Raw genomic sequence first — 14,339 nt, forward strand, 5'->3', positions numbered from 1 at the left:
GCGTTGTCGGACAGCCTTCGTCGCCTCGTAGCCTTTGCGTCACGATCCGTTGTCCTGCCGGTACCTCGGCCTGTTTGCGTGGGACGCGTTCCCTTCGCGCCCCTATGACGAGGTGTATGTGATCCCGCTCCGACAGGCCGCGCTGCGCGGCGTCGTCCCCCTCACGCTCGCCGGGCTGGCCGTCGGCGGGCTCACCGCTCCGGCGGCCCAGGCCGCGTACGACATCCCGGACCGCGCCGAGGACCTGGCGCAGTACGTCGACCCGCTCATCGGCTCGGCCAAGGACGGCAACACCTACCCCGGCGCCGTCCGCCCGTTCGGAATGATCTCCTGGAGCCCGACGAGCACGACCGGTGACCAGACGAGCACCGGCGCCGCCAACGGCTACCAGTACAACGTCACCCGCGTACGCGGCTTCAGCCTCACCCACGTCAACGGCGCCGGGTGCAACCCGGGCGCGGCCGGCGACGTCCCGATTATGCCCTTCGCCGGCGAGGTCAGCTCCTCCCCGACCGCGGACGTCCGCGACCAGGTCTACGCGTCGAACTTCTCCCACGCGGACGAGCTCGCCGAGCCGGGCCGCTACAAGGTGAAGCTCGCTTCCGGTGTCACCAGCGACCTCGCCGTGACGACCCGGGCGGGCATCGGCGAGTTCGACTTCCCGAAGGGCGCTGCGGCCAACCTGCTCTTCCGCGTGTCGAACTCGCTCAACGGCAGCGAGGACGCCGAGATCGACATCGACGTCGCGAACCAGCGGGTCACCGGCTCCGTCCTCACCGGCGCCTTCTGCGGCCGGCGCGCGAACGGCGGGGTCAACAACCGCAAGAGCTACTACCGGCTCTACTTCAGCGCCTCGTTCGACCGGGCGTTCTCCGGCACCGGCACCTGGGTCGACAGCACGCTCACCAAGGGCGGCACCACGGCCCGCGGCGGCGAGGGCTACGCCACCGGCGCCGCGCGGCAGGGCAGGGGCTCCGGCGGCTACGTCAGCTTCGACACCTCGACCGACACGGACGTGCAGATGCGCATCGGCATCTCGTACGTCAGCCTGGCCGGCGCGGAGCAGAACCTCGCGAAGGAGATCAAGCGCCGCGACACGGTGGCCAGCGTGGCCGCTGACGGCTGGGACGCGTGGAGCAAGGTGCTGCGCAGCGTGGAGGTGGCCGGCGGCTCGGACGCGGAGCTGACGAAGCTCTACACCGCGCTCTACCACGCCTACCTGCAGCCGAACGTCTCCAGCGACGTCGACGGCCGCTACCTCGGCAGCGACTTCCGCGTCCACTCGCTCGAGCCCGGCCAGGGCGCGCAGTACGGCAACTTCTCCGGGTGGGACCAGTACCGCGCCCACACCCAGCTGCTCGCGCTGCTGCAGCCGCGGATCGCCGGCGACTTCGCCCAGTCGCTCTTCAACCTCGCCAGGCAGAACGGTGGCGTCTGGGACCGCTGGGTGCACGTCAACGGCCCGACGCACGTCATGACCGGGGACCCGTCGGCCCCCACCCTCGCCGGCATGTACGCCCTCGGGGTGCGCAACTTCGACGTGCAGGGGGCGTTCGACTCGCTCGTGAAGCAGGCGACCGTGCCGCACCCGAGCGGCCTGTCGGACGCCGGCTGCCCCGGCCAGTGCGAGGGGCAGCGCCCGAACCTCGCCGAGTACCTCCGGCTGGGATACGCGCCGCAGGACACCTGCCACTGCTGGGGAGGCGCAGCGGAGACGCTCGAGGACGCGACGGCCGACTTCGGGCTGGCCGACTGGGCCAGGCGGCTCGGCCGCGCCTCCGAGTACTCCACCTTCATCGACCGGGCCGGCTGGTGGCGCAACACCTTCAACCCGTCGGCCGGCGCGGAGGGCGGCTATCAGCAGGCCCGCCGCTCCGACGGCAGCTGGCACTGGCCGTTCAGCCCCACGAGCGACGTCGGCTTCGCCCAGGGCACGAGCGCGACGTACACCTGGATGGTCCAGCACGACGTCTCGGGCCTGGCCGCGGCGATGGGCGGCAGGGACAGGGCAGCGGCTCGGCTGGACACGTTCTTCCACCGGCCCGACGGCTCCTGGGCGACCGGCGGCGACGCCTTCCGCTACGACCCGACCAACGAGCCGGGCATCCACACCCCGTGGCTCTACAACGCGCTCGGCCAGCCGTGGAAGACGCAGGAGACGGTCCGCGCCATGGCCCGCCTCGTCTACGGCACCGGCCCGACCGGCCTGCCCGGCAACGACGACCTCGGCACCATGTCGGCGTGGTACGTCTTCGCCGCGCTCGGCATCTACCCCCAGACGCCCAGCACCGCTGACATGCTCCTCTCGAGCCCCGTCTTCGAGCGCGCCTGGGTCCACCGCGCCGGCGGCCCGACCGTCACCATCACGGCGCCACAGGCGTCGGACGAGAACGTCTACGTCCAGCGGGTGTCGGTCAACGGCAAGCCGGGCTACACCCGCTCCTGGCTTCCGGAGTCGCTGTTCCTGAACGGCGGTACGGTGACCGTCGAGGTCGGCGCCACGGCCAACACCGCGTGGGGCTCGGGGGCGGCCGACCTCCCGGTCGACCGCGTGCCCAGCGCGCCCACGCCCGTGCCGAACCTCCCGGCCGCCTGCGTCGTGCAGGGCGACTACTGCCTGCAGTCCCTCGCCGGCCAGTACGACGTCGACGGCGTCACGACCGACGACGACATGAGCCAGGGCGTCTTCGGCACCAACGGCTGGAGCTGGCCCGCGGAGCTGCTGCCGGCCCCGGGCGTCGGCACGGCGGCGGGCCGGCCGTACCTCTTCCCCGATACCACGGGCACGGCCGGGAACTTCCTGTCCGCCCGCGGCCAGACCGTCTACCTCACACCGGGCCGCTACTCCGCGCTGCACGCGGTGACGGCCTCGCACAACGGCAGCTTCCGCGGCGACGTGACGGTGACGTACTCCGACGGCACGACCTCGAAGGCCTCGCTGCTGTCGACCGACTGGGCGGCGGCGAGCCCGGCGTACGGCGAGGAGACCGCCCTCGACGTCCCCACGCGTCACCGCAACACCGGCATCCACGACGGGCTCCGCGTCCGGATGTGGCACGTGCCGCTGGCGGTCGACAGCACCCGGACAGCGGTGTCGATCACGCTGCCGAGCCTGCCGAACCTCAAGGTCTACGCGCTGAGCGCCCGGACGGCCTGACGTCGCGACCCGACGGCCCGTCACGCCCTCGCGTGGCGGGCCGTCGTGGTCCCGGCGTCACGAGGGGGGAAGGGCAGCCCGGTCAGGAGCCGGAGCGGGCGCGCCACAGCGGCCGGTAACGCCAGAGGACGACCCCCTCGACGTCCTCCGGGGGCACCGGACGCCCGATCGACCAGGAGTCGGTCCCCTCCCCCGGGTTGTCGCTCTCCACCCACCAGCCGTCGGCGTCACGCAGACCCGCGCGCTTGACCGCGAGCGGCCGGCCCGGCAGCCGGACGACGACCAGGTCCCCCACCCGGGGAGTACGACCGCGCAGCACCAGCAGCCGGTCCCCCGGGTGCAGCGTCGGCAGCATCGAGCGGCCCGCCACCTCGACGCGCCACGGCCGGGGCAGGCGGCGGGAGGGGCGTACCGGCACGGCGTGATCCTCCAGGATCGATCGGCTGCGGGCAGGGGTAGTGTCGCGGAGTCAAGACTCTCCGAGCGGAAGGATGGGTGCCCGTGTTCGCGCGCCTGCTCGCCCCCCGCACCACCGTCTCCGCCCACTGCGACCTGCCGTGCGGCGTCTACGACCCGGCTCAGGCCCGCATCGAGGCCGAGTCCGTGAAGGCCATCTGCGAGAAGTACCAGCAGAACGAGGACCCGGTGTTCCGCACCCGCGCCCTCATCATCAAGGAGCAGCGCTCCGACCTGGTCAAGCACCACCTCTGGGTGCTGTGGACGGACTACTTCAAGCCGCCGCACTTCGAGAAGTACCCGCACCTGCACCAGCTGTTCAACGAGGCCACCAAGCTGGCCGGCGCCGCAGGCGGCAAGGGCACGGTCGACCCGGCCGAGGCGCAGAAGCTGCTCGACAAGATCGCGGAGATCGACACGATCTTCTGGGAGACCAAGAAGGCGGCCTGACCGCCCGGCAGCCCCGTCGTACGCCCTCCCGTCCCCGGACGGGAGGGCGTCGGCCTTCCCGGCGCCGGCCAGGACGGCCAGGACGGCCAGGACTTGGCCAAGCGCAGGACTTGGCCAAGCGCAAGCGAATGGCGCTTCCACCTACGCATTGACAAGCGTTCTCGAAACCGTTGTACTCCCCGGGTGAGCGAAGCCGGCAGCCCGCGACACGGAGACGACCGGCGCCCCCCGTCCGAGGACCGGCGCGGCGGGCTGCGGCGCGAGCGGATGCTCTCCATCATCCGCGACTGCGGCTTCGTGAGCGTGACCGACCTGTCGACGATGTTCGGCATCTCGACGGTGACGGTGCGCACCGACCTGGACCGGCTCGCGTCACGCGGCCGGGTGCGGCGCGTACGCGGCGGGGTGGTCGCCGAGGACCTCTCCCACTCCGAGCGTCCCTTCGAGGAGACGCAGTCGCGCGGCGCCCTGGAGAAGTCGGCCATCGCCGAGGCCGCGGCCGCCCTCGTCAGCAGCGGCGAGACCCTCGTCCTGGACGTCGGCTCCACCACCACGGCGCTGGCCCGAGCCCTGGTCGCGCGCGAGGAGCTGCACGACGTCGTGGTCGTCACCAACGGCCTCACCATCGCCACGACCCTCGAGCCGGCCATCCCGCGCTTCACCGTCGTCCTCAGCGGAGGCACGCTCCGCCCGCTCCAGCACTCGCTGGTCGACCCGCTGGCCGACGCCGTCTTCGACCGTGTCCACGCCGACACGGCGTTCCTCGGCTGCAACGGCGTCCACGCCGACGCCGGCATCACCAACGTCAACCTCCCCGAGGTGGGCGTCAAGGCGCGCGCCCTCCAGTCCGCCCGCCGGCGCATCTGCGTCGCCGACGGCTCGAAGATCGGGCACGTCGCGCTGGCCCGCATCTGCCCCGTCACCGACGTCGACCTGCTCATCACCGGCCCCTCCGCTCCCGAGGACGTGGTCGAGGCGCTGCGGGCACGGGGCGTCGACGTCGACGTCGTCGACATGCCCTCCTCGCTGCTGGCCGGGCTGCCGGCTCCGGCCGCCGAGCCGGCCGGCGCGTCGGCGCACGCGGTCCTCAAGGCCCGGGACGCGCCCGACGGGTGACCGGGCGAGCCGGTCGGCCGTCGCCCCGCCGGGCTCCCGCACGGTGCGCGCGGGGGCCACGCCCCGTCCGGCCGTCACACCGTGTACGGCAGCTTGAACGGGTTCCCCCCACGCTCCTCGAGCGCGAGCGTGAGCGTGTAGCCGACCAGCAGCACCATGTGCAGGACCCACAGCCAGAGCCCGACGGCGACGACCGCGCCGATGACGGTGAGCCCGCCGAAGGGCGCGCCGAGATCGAGCGGCAGGGCCAGGAACAGCACGAACCCCTGCAGGAAGCCGCTGATGAACGACGCCGTCGTGAAGCCGGACCACAGCGCGGACGCCCAGGTGCGGGTCGACCGCCCCACCACCCGGTACGTGTAGCTCAGCGGCAGCGACAGCACGAGCCAGTCGGCGACGAGCGCGATGAAGACACCGAGCGCGGTGGGGCCCGGCCGCCCGCTGTCGAAGAGCCGGGCCAGCCAGGGGGTGGTGAGCAGCACGCCCATGACCGCCAGCGGGGCGAGGAGGAGCAGGGGCAGCGCGCGCAGCCGGCCGCGCCAGCCGGCGAGCGCCTCGGTCCGGCGCTCGAGCGCGAGGAAGCTGCGGCGCAGCCCCTCCCCGTAGAGCGAGGCCGGGAACGCGGCGATGACCGCCCCGAGCACGGACAGGTCGAGCGCCGCCTCGACGAGCGCGCGGGCGGCGTCCGGCGCGCCCAGCGCCTCGGGCAACGCCTCCCCCAGCGTCCGCGCCCACTCGTCGAGCTGGGCGTTGCCCACGGCCAGGCTGGCGGCCCAGACGGCGACCAGCAGGGACGGCACCACCGCGATGCCCGCGTAGAACGTCAGCCCCGCCGAGACGAGCGCCACGTCACGGCCCCGCAGTGCCCCGAAGGCGTCGCGCAGCAGCATGCGCAGGGCGAGCAGCGGCGACGACACCGCCAGAGCCTCCCCAGCCCGCCGCGTCGTACGCTCCCGCCGTGCCCGAGACGCTGCCCGTCCGCGACGCCCGCCCGGAGGACTTCGAGCGCGTGGGCCGCCTGACGGTCGAGGCCTACCGCACCGACGGCATGCTCGACGCGGTCGAGGACGGCTACGCGCTGCGCCTGGCGGACGCCGCGCTGCGGGCGGAGCAGGCCCAGCTGCTCGTCGCCGTCGACCCGGCGTCGGACGAGCCCCTCGGCACCGTCACCTTCTGCCTGCCCGGCGGGCCGTGGGCCGAGATCTCGCGTGCAGGGGAAGCGGAGTTCCGGATGCTCGCCGTGGCGCCCGAGGCGCGTGGGCGCGGGGCGGGCCGCGCGCTCGTCGAGGAGTGCCTGCGCCGTGCAGCCGCCGCCGGCGCCCACCGGCTCGTGCTCAGCACCCAGCCGGCCAGCGTCGTCGCCCACCGGCTCTACGACCGGCTCGGCTTCACCCGGATGCCCGAGCGCGACTGGTCACCGGCGCCCGGCGTCGACCTGCTCGCGTACGCCCGCCCGGCTCCCTGAGTGCCGCGGGGGCACCGCATGCTCAGCCGAGGTGCGCCAGCTGCGGCCAGAGCTCGGCCCACGGCCGAGCGGTTGCTCGGCACAGGTGGACCGGGGCGCCCTGCTCCTCGTTGTCCACGCCCACCCCGTTGTCCACGCGTGCGGCCATGACGCAACCTGCGAAGTGCCGTGCCACGAAGCTGGCATCCCTGAAGCCGACCAGCACCACGGGCCCGGCCGACGAGGGCGGCCCCCACGTCGCATAGCCGACGTGGGGGCTGAAGGCGCGCGGGAGCCCGTGAGCCCTGCCGTAGCGGTCCAGCGCACCCGCCTCCCCGTAGTTCGCCGTGAGGAGGACCGCGGCGGGCCTCCCCCCTGGCCGGGACGCGCGCCCACACCTCCGCCACGGTCCGCGCCAGTCGCGGCCACCCGACCTGCTCGCCCGTGTCGGCGGACACCGCGGCCTGCACCCCGGACCAGCGGACGGCACGACGGGCAGGAGCAGCAGCGCCCCCACGACCCCCGTCACGGCGACCGCGCCGCCGAGCAGGCGACCCCGCCGCCGCCGTTGGAGCCCCCGGGCGCGGGCCAGCCAGGCCTCGGCCGACACCCCGCCGGCCGCCAGCACCGCCGCAAACACCCCGGCGGTGTAGTACGGCTTGCCCCCGAGGGCCAGGTGCACGCCGACGAGCACGACGGCCGCGACCCCGATCGACCGGTACGCCCGCAGCCGCCGGGCGCGCAGCAGCGACGTCAGCCCTGCCGCGGCGAGCGGCGCGAGCGCAGGCCCGAGCATGACCAGCTGCATCGGGAGGAACGCCTCCCGCCCGCCCATGGCCGCGTCGTCGCGGATGGCGCCCGCCATCTGCAGCTGCGGCCATCCGTGATGCGCCTGCCAGAGGATGTTCGGCGCCCACAGCAGGAGTGCCAGGGCCGCGCCGGCCCACGGCTCCGGTCGCCGGAGCAGGGGCCGCGGGCCGGCCAGCAGGATCCCCAGCCCGAGCGCCACGGCCACGAAGCCGATGAGCTGCTTGTTCTGCAGGCCCACCCCGAGCACGAGGCCGGCGACGAGCAGCAGGCGCGGGCTGCCCCCGCCGAGCACGCGCGCCACCAGCAGCACGAGCAGGGCCGACAGGGCCAGGTCGGCGGTCGTGGTCGACAGCAGGTGCCCCACCACGAGCACCACCGAGCAGGCGGCTGTCGAGGCGGCCGCGACCGCCTGCGCCGCCCGGCCACCGCCCAGCTCACGCGCGGTCAGCGCCGCGAGGACGACCGTCAGCCCTGCCAGCAGGGCGCTCGGCGTGCGCAGGGCGAGCAGTGAGCCCGGGAGCAGCAGGTCGACCCCGTGCGCGAGCAGCGGGGTCAGCGGCGGCTGGTCCGGGTAGCCCCAGGCCGGATCCGCCCCGGCCCGCAGGAAGTACAGCTCGTCGCGGTGGTAGCCGTAGCGCGCAGCCACCGCGACCAGCAGCCCGACCACCAGCCCGGCGGCGCAGAGCACGGGCGGCCAGGCCACGGGCCGTCGTGCCGGAGCTGCGGAGGAGGGCGGGGCGGCACGTATCAGCACGCCGCCCAGCGAACTCCTGCGCAGGATCCGCACGACAGGGCCGCGAGAGCGAGAGCACTCTCCCCCGCGAGAGGGAGGCACCATGACCGGGCTGCACTACCGGGGCGACGGGACCGGCCGCCCCGCGGGCCTGCCCCTGCCGCCGCAGCGCCTGCCCTGGCTGGCGCGGTCCCGACGACTGCGCCTCGGCAAGTCCTGGCGCTACGTGTCCGTGTGGAGCCCGCAGGTGTCGCTGTGCGTGGCGAGCGTGCAGGTCGGGCCCGTCCCGCAGGAGTTCTGGGCCGTGTGGGACCGCTCGACCGGGCAGCTGACCGAGCGCACCCGCCGCTGGAAGGGCCGGGTCGACGTGACCCCGGGCCGGGTGGTCGTGCGTGACGGCGAGGCCCACGTCGAGCTCACCCTGGACGAGGGGCCGGAGACGGCGTTCGAGGTCGTGACCCCGGTGGACGGCGCCTGGACGTGGACCCGCAAGCAGGCCGTCCGGGCGTACGGCGTGGCCCGGGTCGGGGACAGCGTGACCGAGGTGGACGGCGTTGCCCTCGTGGACGAGAACGCGGGCTACCACCCGCGCCGCACGGCCTGGCAGTGGTGCGGAGGCTGCGGCACCACGAGCGATGGCCGGCGCGTCGCGTGGAGCGTGATCGTGGGGCTCAACGACCGCCCGCCGCACACGGAGAACACCGTCTGGGTCGACGGAGCCCCTCATCAGATCGGCGACGTGCGATTCGGGCAGGACTTGTCGGAGGTCGAGTTCGACGACGGGAGCCGGCGGGGCTTCAGCGAGGAGGCGGCCCGGGAGCGCTCGGACAACCTGCTGCTCGTCCGCTCGAGCTACCGGCAGCCGTTCGGCCGCTTCACGGGCACCCTGCCCGGGGGCCTGTCGATCACCGGCGGCCATGGCGTGATGGAGCGCCACGACGCGCTCTGGTGAGCGGTCAGGCCCCGATGCCCGCCGCCCGCAGGCCGACCGTGAGGTCGTGCGGGCTGCTCGCGGCCTCCAGGGCCGCCTCGACCGCGACCACGCCGTCGCGTACCAGCGCCAGGAGGTGCTGGTCGAACGCCTGCATGCCGTAGAACCCGCCCTCCGACACCAGCTGGGTCAGGGTGCTCGTCCGCGCCGGGTCCGCGACCGCGTCGGCCACCCTCCCGGTCGCGACGCAGATCTCGAGCGCGGCGACCCGGCCGTTGCCGTCGGCGCGCGGCACCAGCCGCTGGCAGACGATGCCGCGCAGCGAGCCGGCGAGCGACAGCCGGGCCTGCTGCTGCTCGTGCGGCGCGAAGAAGTCGACGATCCGCGCCACGGTCTCCACGGCGTCGGACGTGTGCAGCGTCGACAGCACCAGGTGGCCGGTCTCCGCCGCCGACAGCGCCGCGCGCACGGTCTCCTCGTCGCGCATCTCCCCCACGAGGATCACGTCCGGGTCCTGGCGCATCGCGGCGCGCATCGCGACCGCGAAGCTCTCGGTGTCCGTCCGGACCTCGCGCTGGTTGACCATGCCGAGCTTGTCCGGGTGGAGCACCTCGATCGGGTCCTCGATGGTGACGATGTGCGACTCGCACGAGGAGTTGATGGCGTCGACCATGGCGGCCAGGGTGGTGGTCTTGCCCGCTCCCGTAGGCCCGGTCACGAGCACCAGGCCGCGCTTCTCCATCGCCAGGCTGCGCACCGCGGGCGGCAGCCCGAGGTCGTCGAGCCCCAGGGCCGCCACCCCGACGCGCCGGAACACCAGGCCCACCGACCCCCGGGAGCGGAAGGCGTTGACGCGGAACCGGCCCACGCCGCTCATCGAGTAGGCAAAGTCCGCTTCGCTGGTGCGCTCGAACTCGGCCGCGAGCCCCGCGGGGAGCAGCTCGCCGGCCATCGCCGCGGTGTCGGCGGGCGACAGCACGGGCGCCGCCAGCCGGCGCAGCCGGCCGTCGATCCGGATGCGCGGCGGGGAGCCCACCTTGCAGTGCAGGTCCGACCCGCCGAGCTCGCACAGCGCGAGCAGGAACGGCAGGACCGACAGCGGGACCTCGGACGGCGCGGCGCTCACACCGCAGGATCGGCCGACGCGCCGGGCCGGTCGATGCGCCGATCGGGTCGCCGGGCCGGAAGACTGGGACCGTGGGGCTCGTACTGACCGTCGCAGCGCTCGCCGCGGCGCTCGGCGTCGCGACGGGCGGCGCCCTGCGCCGGCTCGGCCACGTCAGGGTGCTCGGCGTCCCACTGCTGGTGGCCGCGGTGGCCCTGCATGCGCTCGCCGCGGTCCTGGGGGCCACCGGCGTGCTGCGCGGCCTGCTCGTGGGGCTCGCCGCGCTCGCGGCCCTCGCGGTGGTCGTCGCGAACCGCTGGCGCCCCGGGGTGCCCCTCATCGGCCTCGGCCTGGTGCTGAACGCCGCGGTGGTCGTGGCCAACGGGGCGATGCCGGTCTCGCTGGTCGCGGCGGAGCGGGCCGGCGTGCCGTACGAGCGGCTCCACCTGGACGCGGACCCGGCCCACGAGCCGGAGACGCCGTCCACCCGGCTCCGGATGCTCGGCGACGTGGTCCCGGTGGCGTCCCCGCTGCGGCGCGAGGTGGTCAGCGCCGGCGACGTGATGGTGGCGGCCGGGGCAGGGTTGTTCCTCTTCTCCGGCACGCACTCGCGCCCGGGCCGGCGGCGGCGCCGGCCGTCACGAGACGTGGCAGCGGGGGCCAGGCGGCCGACCGGCCGGCAGGCGGCTACCGTGGACGCCTGATCGACCGGCCACCGAGGCCGTTCGGCGAGGGAGGCACATATGAGCAAGAGGGGCCGTCGGCGCAAGTCCCGCGCGAAGAGCAACGCGAACCACGGCAAGCGACCCAACGCCTGACGTCGCTCGCGCACGAGCGAACGGCCCGGCCCCTTCCGCGCGGAGGGGGCCGGGCCGTCGACGTTCGCCGGGCTGGTCAGCCCACGGTGGTGTCCGGCGCCAGCTCGATCTGGGCCTGGCGGATGCGCAGCAGCACCTTGGCCTTGAGCTCGTCGGGCGCCGGGTCGGAACAGGACCGCTTCACGACGATCTTGACCTCCTCCTCGATGCCGAACTCGCGCAGGCACGGCCCGCACTCGTCGAGGTGGTGCTTGACGGTCGCGCAGTCGGAGCTGTCGAGCTCGCCGTCGATGTACTCGTAGACCCGTGCCAGGACCTCGACGCACGGGGTCTCGTGGTGCCGACCGCAGCTCATGACGTCACCTCCGAGGACGAGCCGGAGCGGACGAGCCCGCGCTCGCGGGCGTAGTCCTGCAGCTGGGTGCGCAGCAGACGACGGCCGCGGTGCAGCCGCGACATCACGGTCCCGATCGGGGTGCCCATGATGTCGGCGATCTCCTTGTAGGCGAAGCCCTCGACGTCGGCGAGGTAGACCGCGATCCGGAAGTCCTCCGGGATGCTGGCCAACGCGTCCTTGACGTCGGAGTCGGGCAGGTGCTCGAGCGCCTCGGCCTCGGCGGACTTGAGCCCGCTCGACGTGTGCTCCCCCGCTGCCGCGATCTGCCAGTCCTCCACCGTCTCGGTGTCGGCCTGCAGCGGCTCGCGCTGCTTCTTGCGGTAGGTGTTGATGAACGTGTTGGTCAGGATGCGGTAGAGCCAGGCCTTGAGGTTGGTGCCGACCTGGAACTGGTGGAAGGACGCGTACGCCTTCGCGAACGTCTCCTGGACCAGGTCCTCGGCGTCGCTGGGGTTGCGCGTCATGCGCAGCGCCGCCGAGTAGAGCTGGTCGACGTACTGCAGCGCGTCGCGCTCGAACCGCGCGGTCCGCTCGGCCGGCGTCTCCGCCCGCTCGGCAGCTCCGTCGCTCGCGCCCGTGCTCGCATCCTGGGTCATCGAGCCCGAGCTTACTGTGCGGGCTCCGGCGCCACCCGTCGGCCACTCGGGCCACGAGAGGTACGGCGCCTCCCCCCGCTTGAGAGTGCTCGACGCGAGCATCCGGCCTCCGCTCCACCCGGGGCGACATGGAACCGCCGCCCGTAATGCACCGAACAACAGCGGCGCCCGCGCCGGCGATTCCCGCGCCCGGCAGGCGCATCACCGCCCGGCCCGGGGCGTGGTGGTCAGCCGCGGGCCCGGGGCGGGCAGGAGCCGTCGGCCAGGAAGCCGCTCCTCCCCGCCCAGTCGAGCACCGCGCTCACCAGCCCGTCGAGCACGGCCTGCTGGGCGCCGGGGCCGGCCGACCGCAGGACCGCCAGCGAGTGGTCCGCGCCGGGGACCGGCACGACGAGCGCCGTCCCGTCCTCGAGCTCGTCCGGGCGGCCGAAGCTGTCCCGCTCGCCCTGCAGCACGAGTGTGGGACCGGCCGCGCCGGCCAGCTCGTCCGCCCGCGAGCGCTCCGGCCGGCCCGGCGGGTGCAGCGGGAACGCCAGGCACACCGTCCCGGAGGCGCCGAGCCCCCGCCCGGTCCGGCAGGCGACGCGGGCGCCGGCGCTGCGCCCGCCGACGAGCAGCAGCCCCCCGACCGGCAGCTGCGGCAGGGCGGCCAGCCAGGCCTGGTCCAGCGCGACCGGCGTGGGGGCGACCTTCCGCCCGGCGACGACCCACGGCTGGTCCAGCCGGATCACGCCGATGCCGTGCGGCGGCAGCCCGGCCGCCAGCGCGAGCAGGTCCGGGGTGTCGCTGCCGCGGCCGGCGCCGTGCCCGAGCACCAGGGTGGCGCGGGCGTCCGCCGCCGGGCAGACGTACGCCCGGGCCGGCCCGGCCGGCGTCCCGACCTCCAGCGGGTAGGGCGCGGGCGGCGGCGCGGGCTCAGAAGAGCGTCGGCGCGGCACCGTCCACCTCCTCGGCGACGGGAGCCGGCTCGACCAGGTGCGGGCCGTTGTTGCGCACGTTCCCGACCGCAGGCGAGACCGGGTACGCCTCGAGCACGCCCGGCCCGGCCGGGCCCAGGAGCCCCCGCACCTGCTCGGCCGCGTCGAGGGCGGGGTCGAGCCACTCGTGCCACCGGTCGCGCTCGACCAGCATCGGCATCCGGTCGTGCAGCCGGCCGAGCTCGTCCACGGCCGACGTCGTGATGATCGTGGCCGTCCACAGCCACGGGGACCCCTCGCCGGGCGCCCGCCACATCTCGTACAGCCCGGCCATCGCCAGCGGCCGCCCGTCCCGCCGCCGGATGAAGAAGGGCTGCTTCGCGCCGTCGTCACGGGTGTGCCACTCGTAGTAGCCGTCGGCGGGCACCAGGCAGCGCCGCGCGCGGAACGCCGCCCGGAAGGCCGGCTTCTCGGCCACGGTCTCGAGCCGCGCGTTGATCATCCGCGCCGCGCCGGAGGGGTCGCGGGACCAGGAGGGGACCAGGCCCCAGCGCACCGTCCGGAGCTGACGCTCGCTGCCGCCCTGCGCCACCGCACGCTCGAGGACGACGCGCACGGGGTCGGTGGGCGCGACGTTCCACGACGGGGGCACGGCCGCGGCCTCGGCCCCGGCGTCCGCGTCGACGTCGGCCTCGAACTCCTCGACGAGGTCCTCGGGGCGCCTGCTGGCCGCGTACCGTCCGCACACGGCCCCCAGCTTGCCGCGTCGCCGAGGCACCCGCGGCACGGGACATGAGCACGCCCCGACCGGGGAAGGGCACCGCCATGATGATTGCGCGCCGCCTCGCCCGCCCCATGATCGCCGGGATCTTCATCTCCGGCGGCATCGACCAGCTGCGCAACCCCACGTCCAAGGTCGAGAAGGCCGAGGACGTCGCGCCGCCCATCGCCCGTTACCTGCCCTACCTGCCCGAGGACCCGGTACAGCTGGTCCGCATCAACGGCGCTATCCAGGTGACGGCCGGCACGCTGCTGGCCCTCGGCAAGTTCCCCCGGCTGTCGGCGCTCGCCCTGCTCGCGTCCCTCGCCCCCACGACCGCCGCCGGCCACCGCTTCTGGGAGGAGGAGACCCCCGGCGCCAAGGCCCAGCAGAAGGTCCACTTCTTCAAGAACCTGTCGATGATGGGCGGGCTGCTGCTCGCGGCCGTCGACACTGCTGGCGACCCGTCCCTCGCATGGCGGGCGCGTCACCTGGCGAAGGCGTCCAGGCACGCGGCGAGGGCGACCAAGCGCGAGGCGAAGATGGCCGCGCGCGAGGCCCGGTTGGCGGCCAAGGCGTCGGCGCACAAGGGCTCGACCAAGGCGATCAAGGCGGCCGGCAAGGCGCTGCCGGTCGGATGACCCGCTAG

15 protein-coding genes and 1 pseudogene are annotated in these 14,339 nt (G+C 74.5%); 8 read left to right on the forward strand and 8 right to left on the reverse strand.

The window, feature by feature from the left end:
- Window positions 1-121: 121 nt before the first annotated feature.
- A pseudogene (locus G9H72_RS05985) lies at window positions 122-2,542 on the forward strand (GH92 family glycosyl hydrolase); the annotation flags it as partial.
- A gap of 697 nt (window positions 2,543-3,239) precedes the next feature.
- Here G9H72_RS05985 and G9H72_RS05990 read toward each other — a convergent pair.
- The gene (locus G9H72_RS05990; RefSeq protein ID WP_331272028.1) at window positions 3,240-3,575 is read right to left on the reverse strand and encodes a S24/S26 family peptidase; all 336 of its coding nucleotides are present in this window, start codon (window positions 3,573-3,575) and stop codon (window positions 3,240-3,242) included.
- 83 nt (window positions 3,576-3,658) lie between these two features.
- Here G9H72_RS05990 and sodN point away from each other — a divergent pair, with 83 nt between their 5' ends.
- Window positions 3,659-4,063 carry a superoxide dismutase, Ni gene (sodN, locus tag G9H72_RS05995; protein ID WP_166168834.1) on the forward strand — a complete coding sequence of 135 codons (405 nt, stop codon included), beginning with the start codon at window positions 3,659-3,661 and terminating at the stop codon, window positions 4,061-4,063.
- Window positions 4,064-4,246: 183 nt separating this feature from the next.
- Window positions 4,247-5,179 carry a DeoR/GlpR family DNA-binding transcription regulator gene (locus G9H72_RS06000; protein WP_331272029.1) on the forward strand — a complete coding sequence of 311 codons (933 nt, stop codon included), beginning with the start codon at window positions 4,247-4,249 and terminating at the stop codon, window positions 5,177-5,179.
- Between the two features lie 74 nt (window positions 5,180-5,253).
- Here the strand turns inward: G9H72_RS06000 and G9H72_RS06005 are convergent, their stop codons facing one another.
- Entirely contained in the window at window positions 5,254-6,096 is an 843-nt protein-coding gene (locus G9H72_RS06005) for a YihY/virulence factor BrkB family protein (RefSeq protein WP_331272030.1), read from the reverse strand.
- A gap of 41 nt (window positions 6,097-6,137) precedes the next feature.
- On the opposite strand from G9H72_RS06005, the gene G9H72_RS06010 reads away from it, so the two are divergent.
- Entirely contained in the window at window positions 6,138-6,644 is a 507-nt protein-coding gene (locus G9H72_RS06010) for a GNAT family N-acetyltransferase (protein ID WP_331272032.1), read from the forward strand.
- 22 nt (window positions 6,645-6,666) lie between these two features.
- On the opposite strand, the gene G9H72_RS06015 is transcribed toward G9H72_RS06010, so the two are convergent.
- Window positions 6,667-8,136, reverse strand: a complete 1,470-nt coding sequence (locus G9H72_RS06015; RefSeq protein ID WP_166168836.1) for a glycosyltransferase family 39 protein — start codon at window positions 8,134-8,136, stop codon at window positions 6,667-6,669.
- 133 nt (window positions 8,137-8,269) lie between these two features.
- Between G9H72_RS06015 and G9H72_RS06020 the strand changes: the two genes are divergently transcribed.
- Entirely contained in the window at window positions 8,270-9,118 is an 849-nt protein-coding gene (locus G9H72_RS06020) for a DUF2804 family protein (protein ID WP_166168838.1), read from the forward strand.
- A 4-nt stretch (window positions 9,119-9,122) separates the two neighbouring features.
- On the opposite strand, the gene G9H72_RS06025 is transcribed toward G9H72_RS06020, so the two are convergent.
- The gene (locus tag G9H72_RS06025; RefSeq protein WP_331272034.1) at window positions 9,123-10,223 is read right to left on the reverse strand and encodes a type IV pilus twitching motility protein PilT; all 1,101 of its coding nucleotides are present in this window, start codon (window positions 10,221-10,223) and stop codon (window positions 9,123-9,125) included.
- A gap of 71 nt (window positions 10,224-10,294) precedes the next feature.
- On the opposite strand from G9H72_RS06025, the gene G9H72_RS06030 reads away from it, so the two are divergent.
- Window positions 10,295-10,906 (forward strand): DUF5317 domain-containing protein, encoded by a 612-nt coding sequence (locus G9H72_RS06030; RefSeq protein WP_166168840.1) that lies wholly within the window; start codon window positions 10,295-10,297, stop codon window positions 10,904-10,906.
- A 39-nt stretch (window positions 10,907-10,945) separates the two neighbouring features.
- Window positions 10,946-11,020 carry a 50S ribosomal protein bL37 gene (locus G9H72_RS23365; protein ID WP_407939554.1) on the forward strand — a complete coding sequence of 25 codons (75 nt, stop codon included), beginning with the start codon at window positions 10,946-10,948 and terminating at the stop codon, window positions 11,018-11,020.
- A gap of 76 nt (window positions 11,021-11,096) precedes the next feature.
- Here the strand turns inward: G9H72_RS23365 and rsrA are convergent, their stop codons facing one another.
- The 4 genes from rsrA to G9H72_RS06050 all read right to left on the reverse strand — a co-directional run bounded on the left by rsrA (window position 11,097) and on the right by G9H72_RS06050 (window position 13,678).
- Window positions 11,097-11,375 carry a mycothiol system anti-sigma-R factor gene (rsrA, locus tag G9H72_RS06035; protein ID WP_166168842.1) on the reverse strand — a complete coding sequence of 93 codons (279 nt, stop codon included), beginning with the start codon at window positions 11,373-11,375 and terminating at the stop codon, window positions 11,097-11,099.
- A complete protein-coding gene (locus G9H72_RS06040; protein WP_196790790.1) occupies window positions 11,372-12,013 on the reverse strand; it encodes a sigma-70 family RNA polymerase sigma factor in 642 nt (213 codons plus the stop codon). The genes rsrA and G9H72_RS06040 overlap by 4 nt, the downstream gene beginning before the upstream one ends.
- Window positions 12,014-12,240: 227 nt before the next feature.
- Window positions 12,241-12,951: an alpha/beta hydrolase family protein gene (locus G9H72_RS06045; RefSeq protein WP_196790791.1), complete on the reverse strand. Its 711-nt coding sequence runs from the start codon at window positions 12,949-12,951 to the stop codon at window positions 12,241-12,243.
- Complete coding sequence (locus G9H72_RS06050) at window positions 12,929-13,678, reverse strand: SOS response-associated peptidase (protein WP_166168846.1); 750 nt, start codon at window positions 13,676-13,678, stop codon at window positions 12,929-12,931. The genes G9H72_RS06045 and G9H72_RS06050 overlap by 23 nt, the downstream gene beginning before the upstream one ends.
- A gap of 44 nt (window positions 13,679-13,722) precedes the next feature.
- Here G9H72_RS06050 and G9H72_RS06055 point away from each other — a divergent pair, with 44 nt between their 5' ends.
- Window positions 13,723-14,331: a DoxX family protein gene (locus tag G9H72_RS06055; RefSeq protein WP_231126446.1), complete on the forward strand. Its 609-nt coding sequence runs from the start codon at window positions 13,723-13,725 to the stop codon at window positions 14,329-14,331.
- The last annotated feature ends 8 nt before the right edge of the window (window positions 14,332-14,339 follow it).

It is taken from the genome of Motilibacter aurantiacus, assembly GCF_011250645.1.
Classification (GTDB): domain Bacteria; phylum Actinomycetota; class Actinomycetes; order Motilibacterales; family Motilibacteraceae; genus Motilibacter_A; species Motilibacter_A aurantiacus.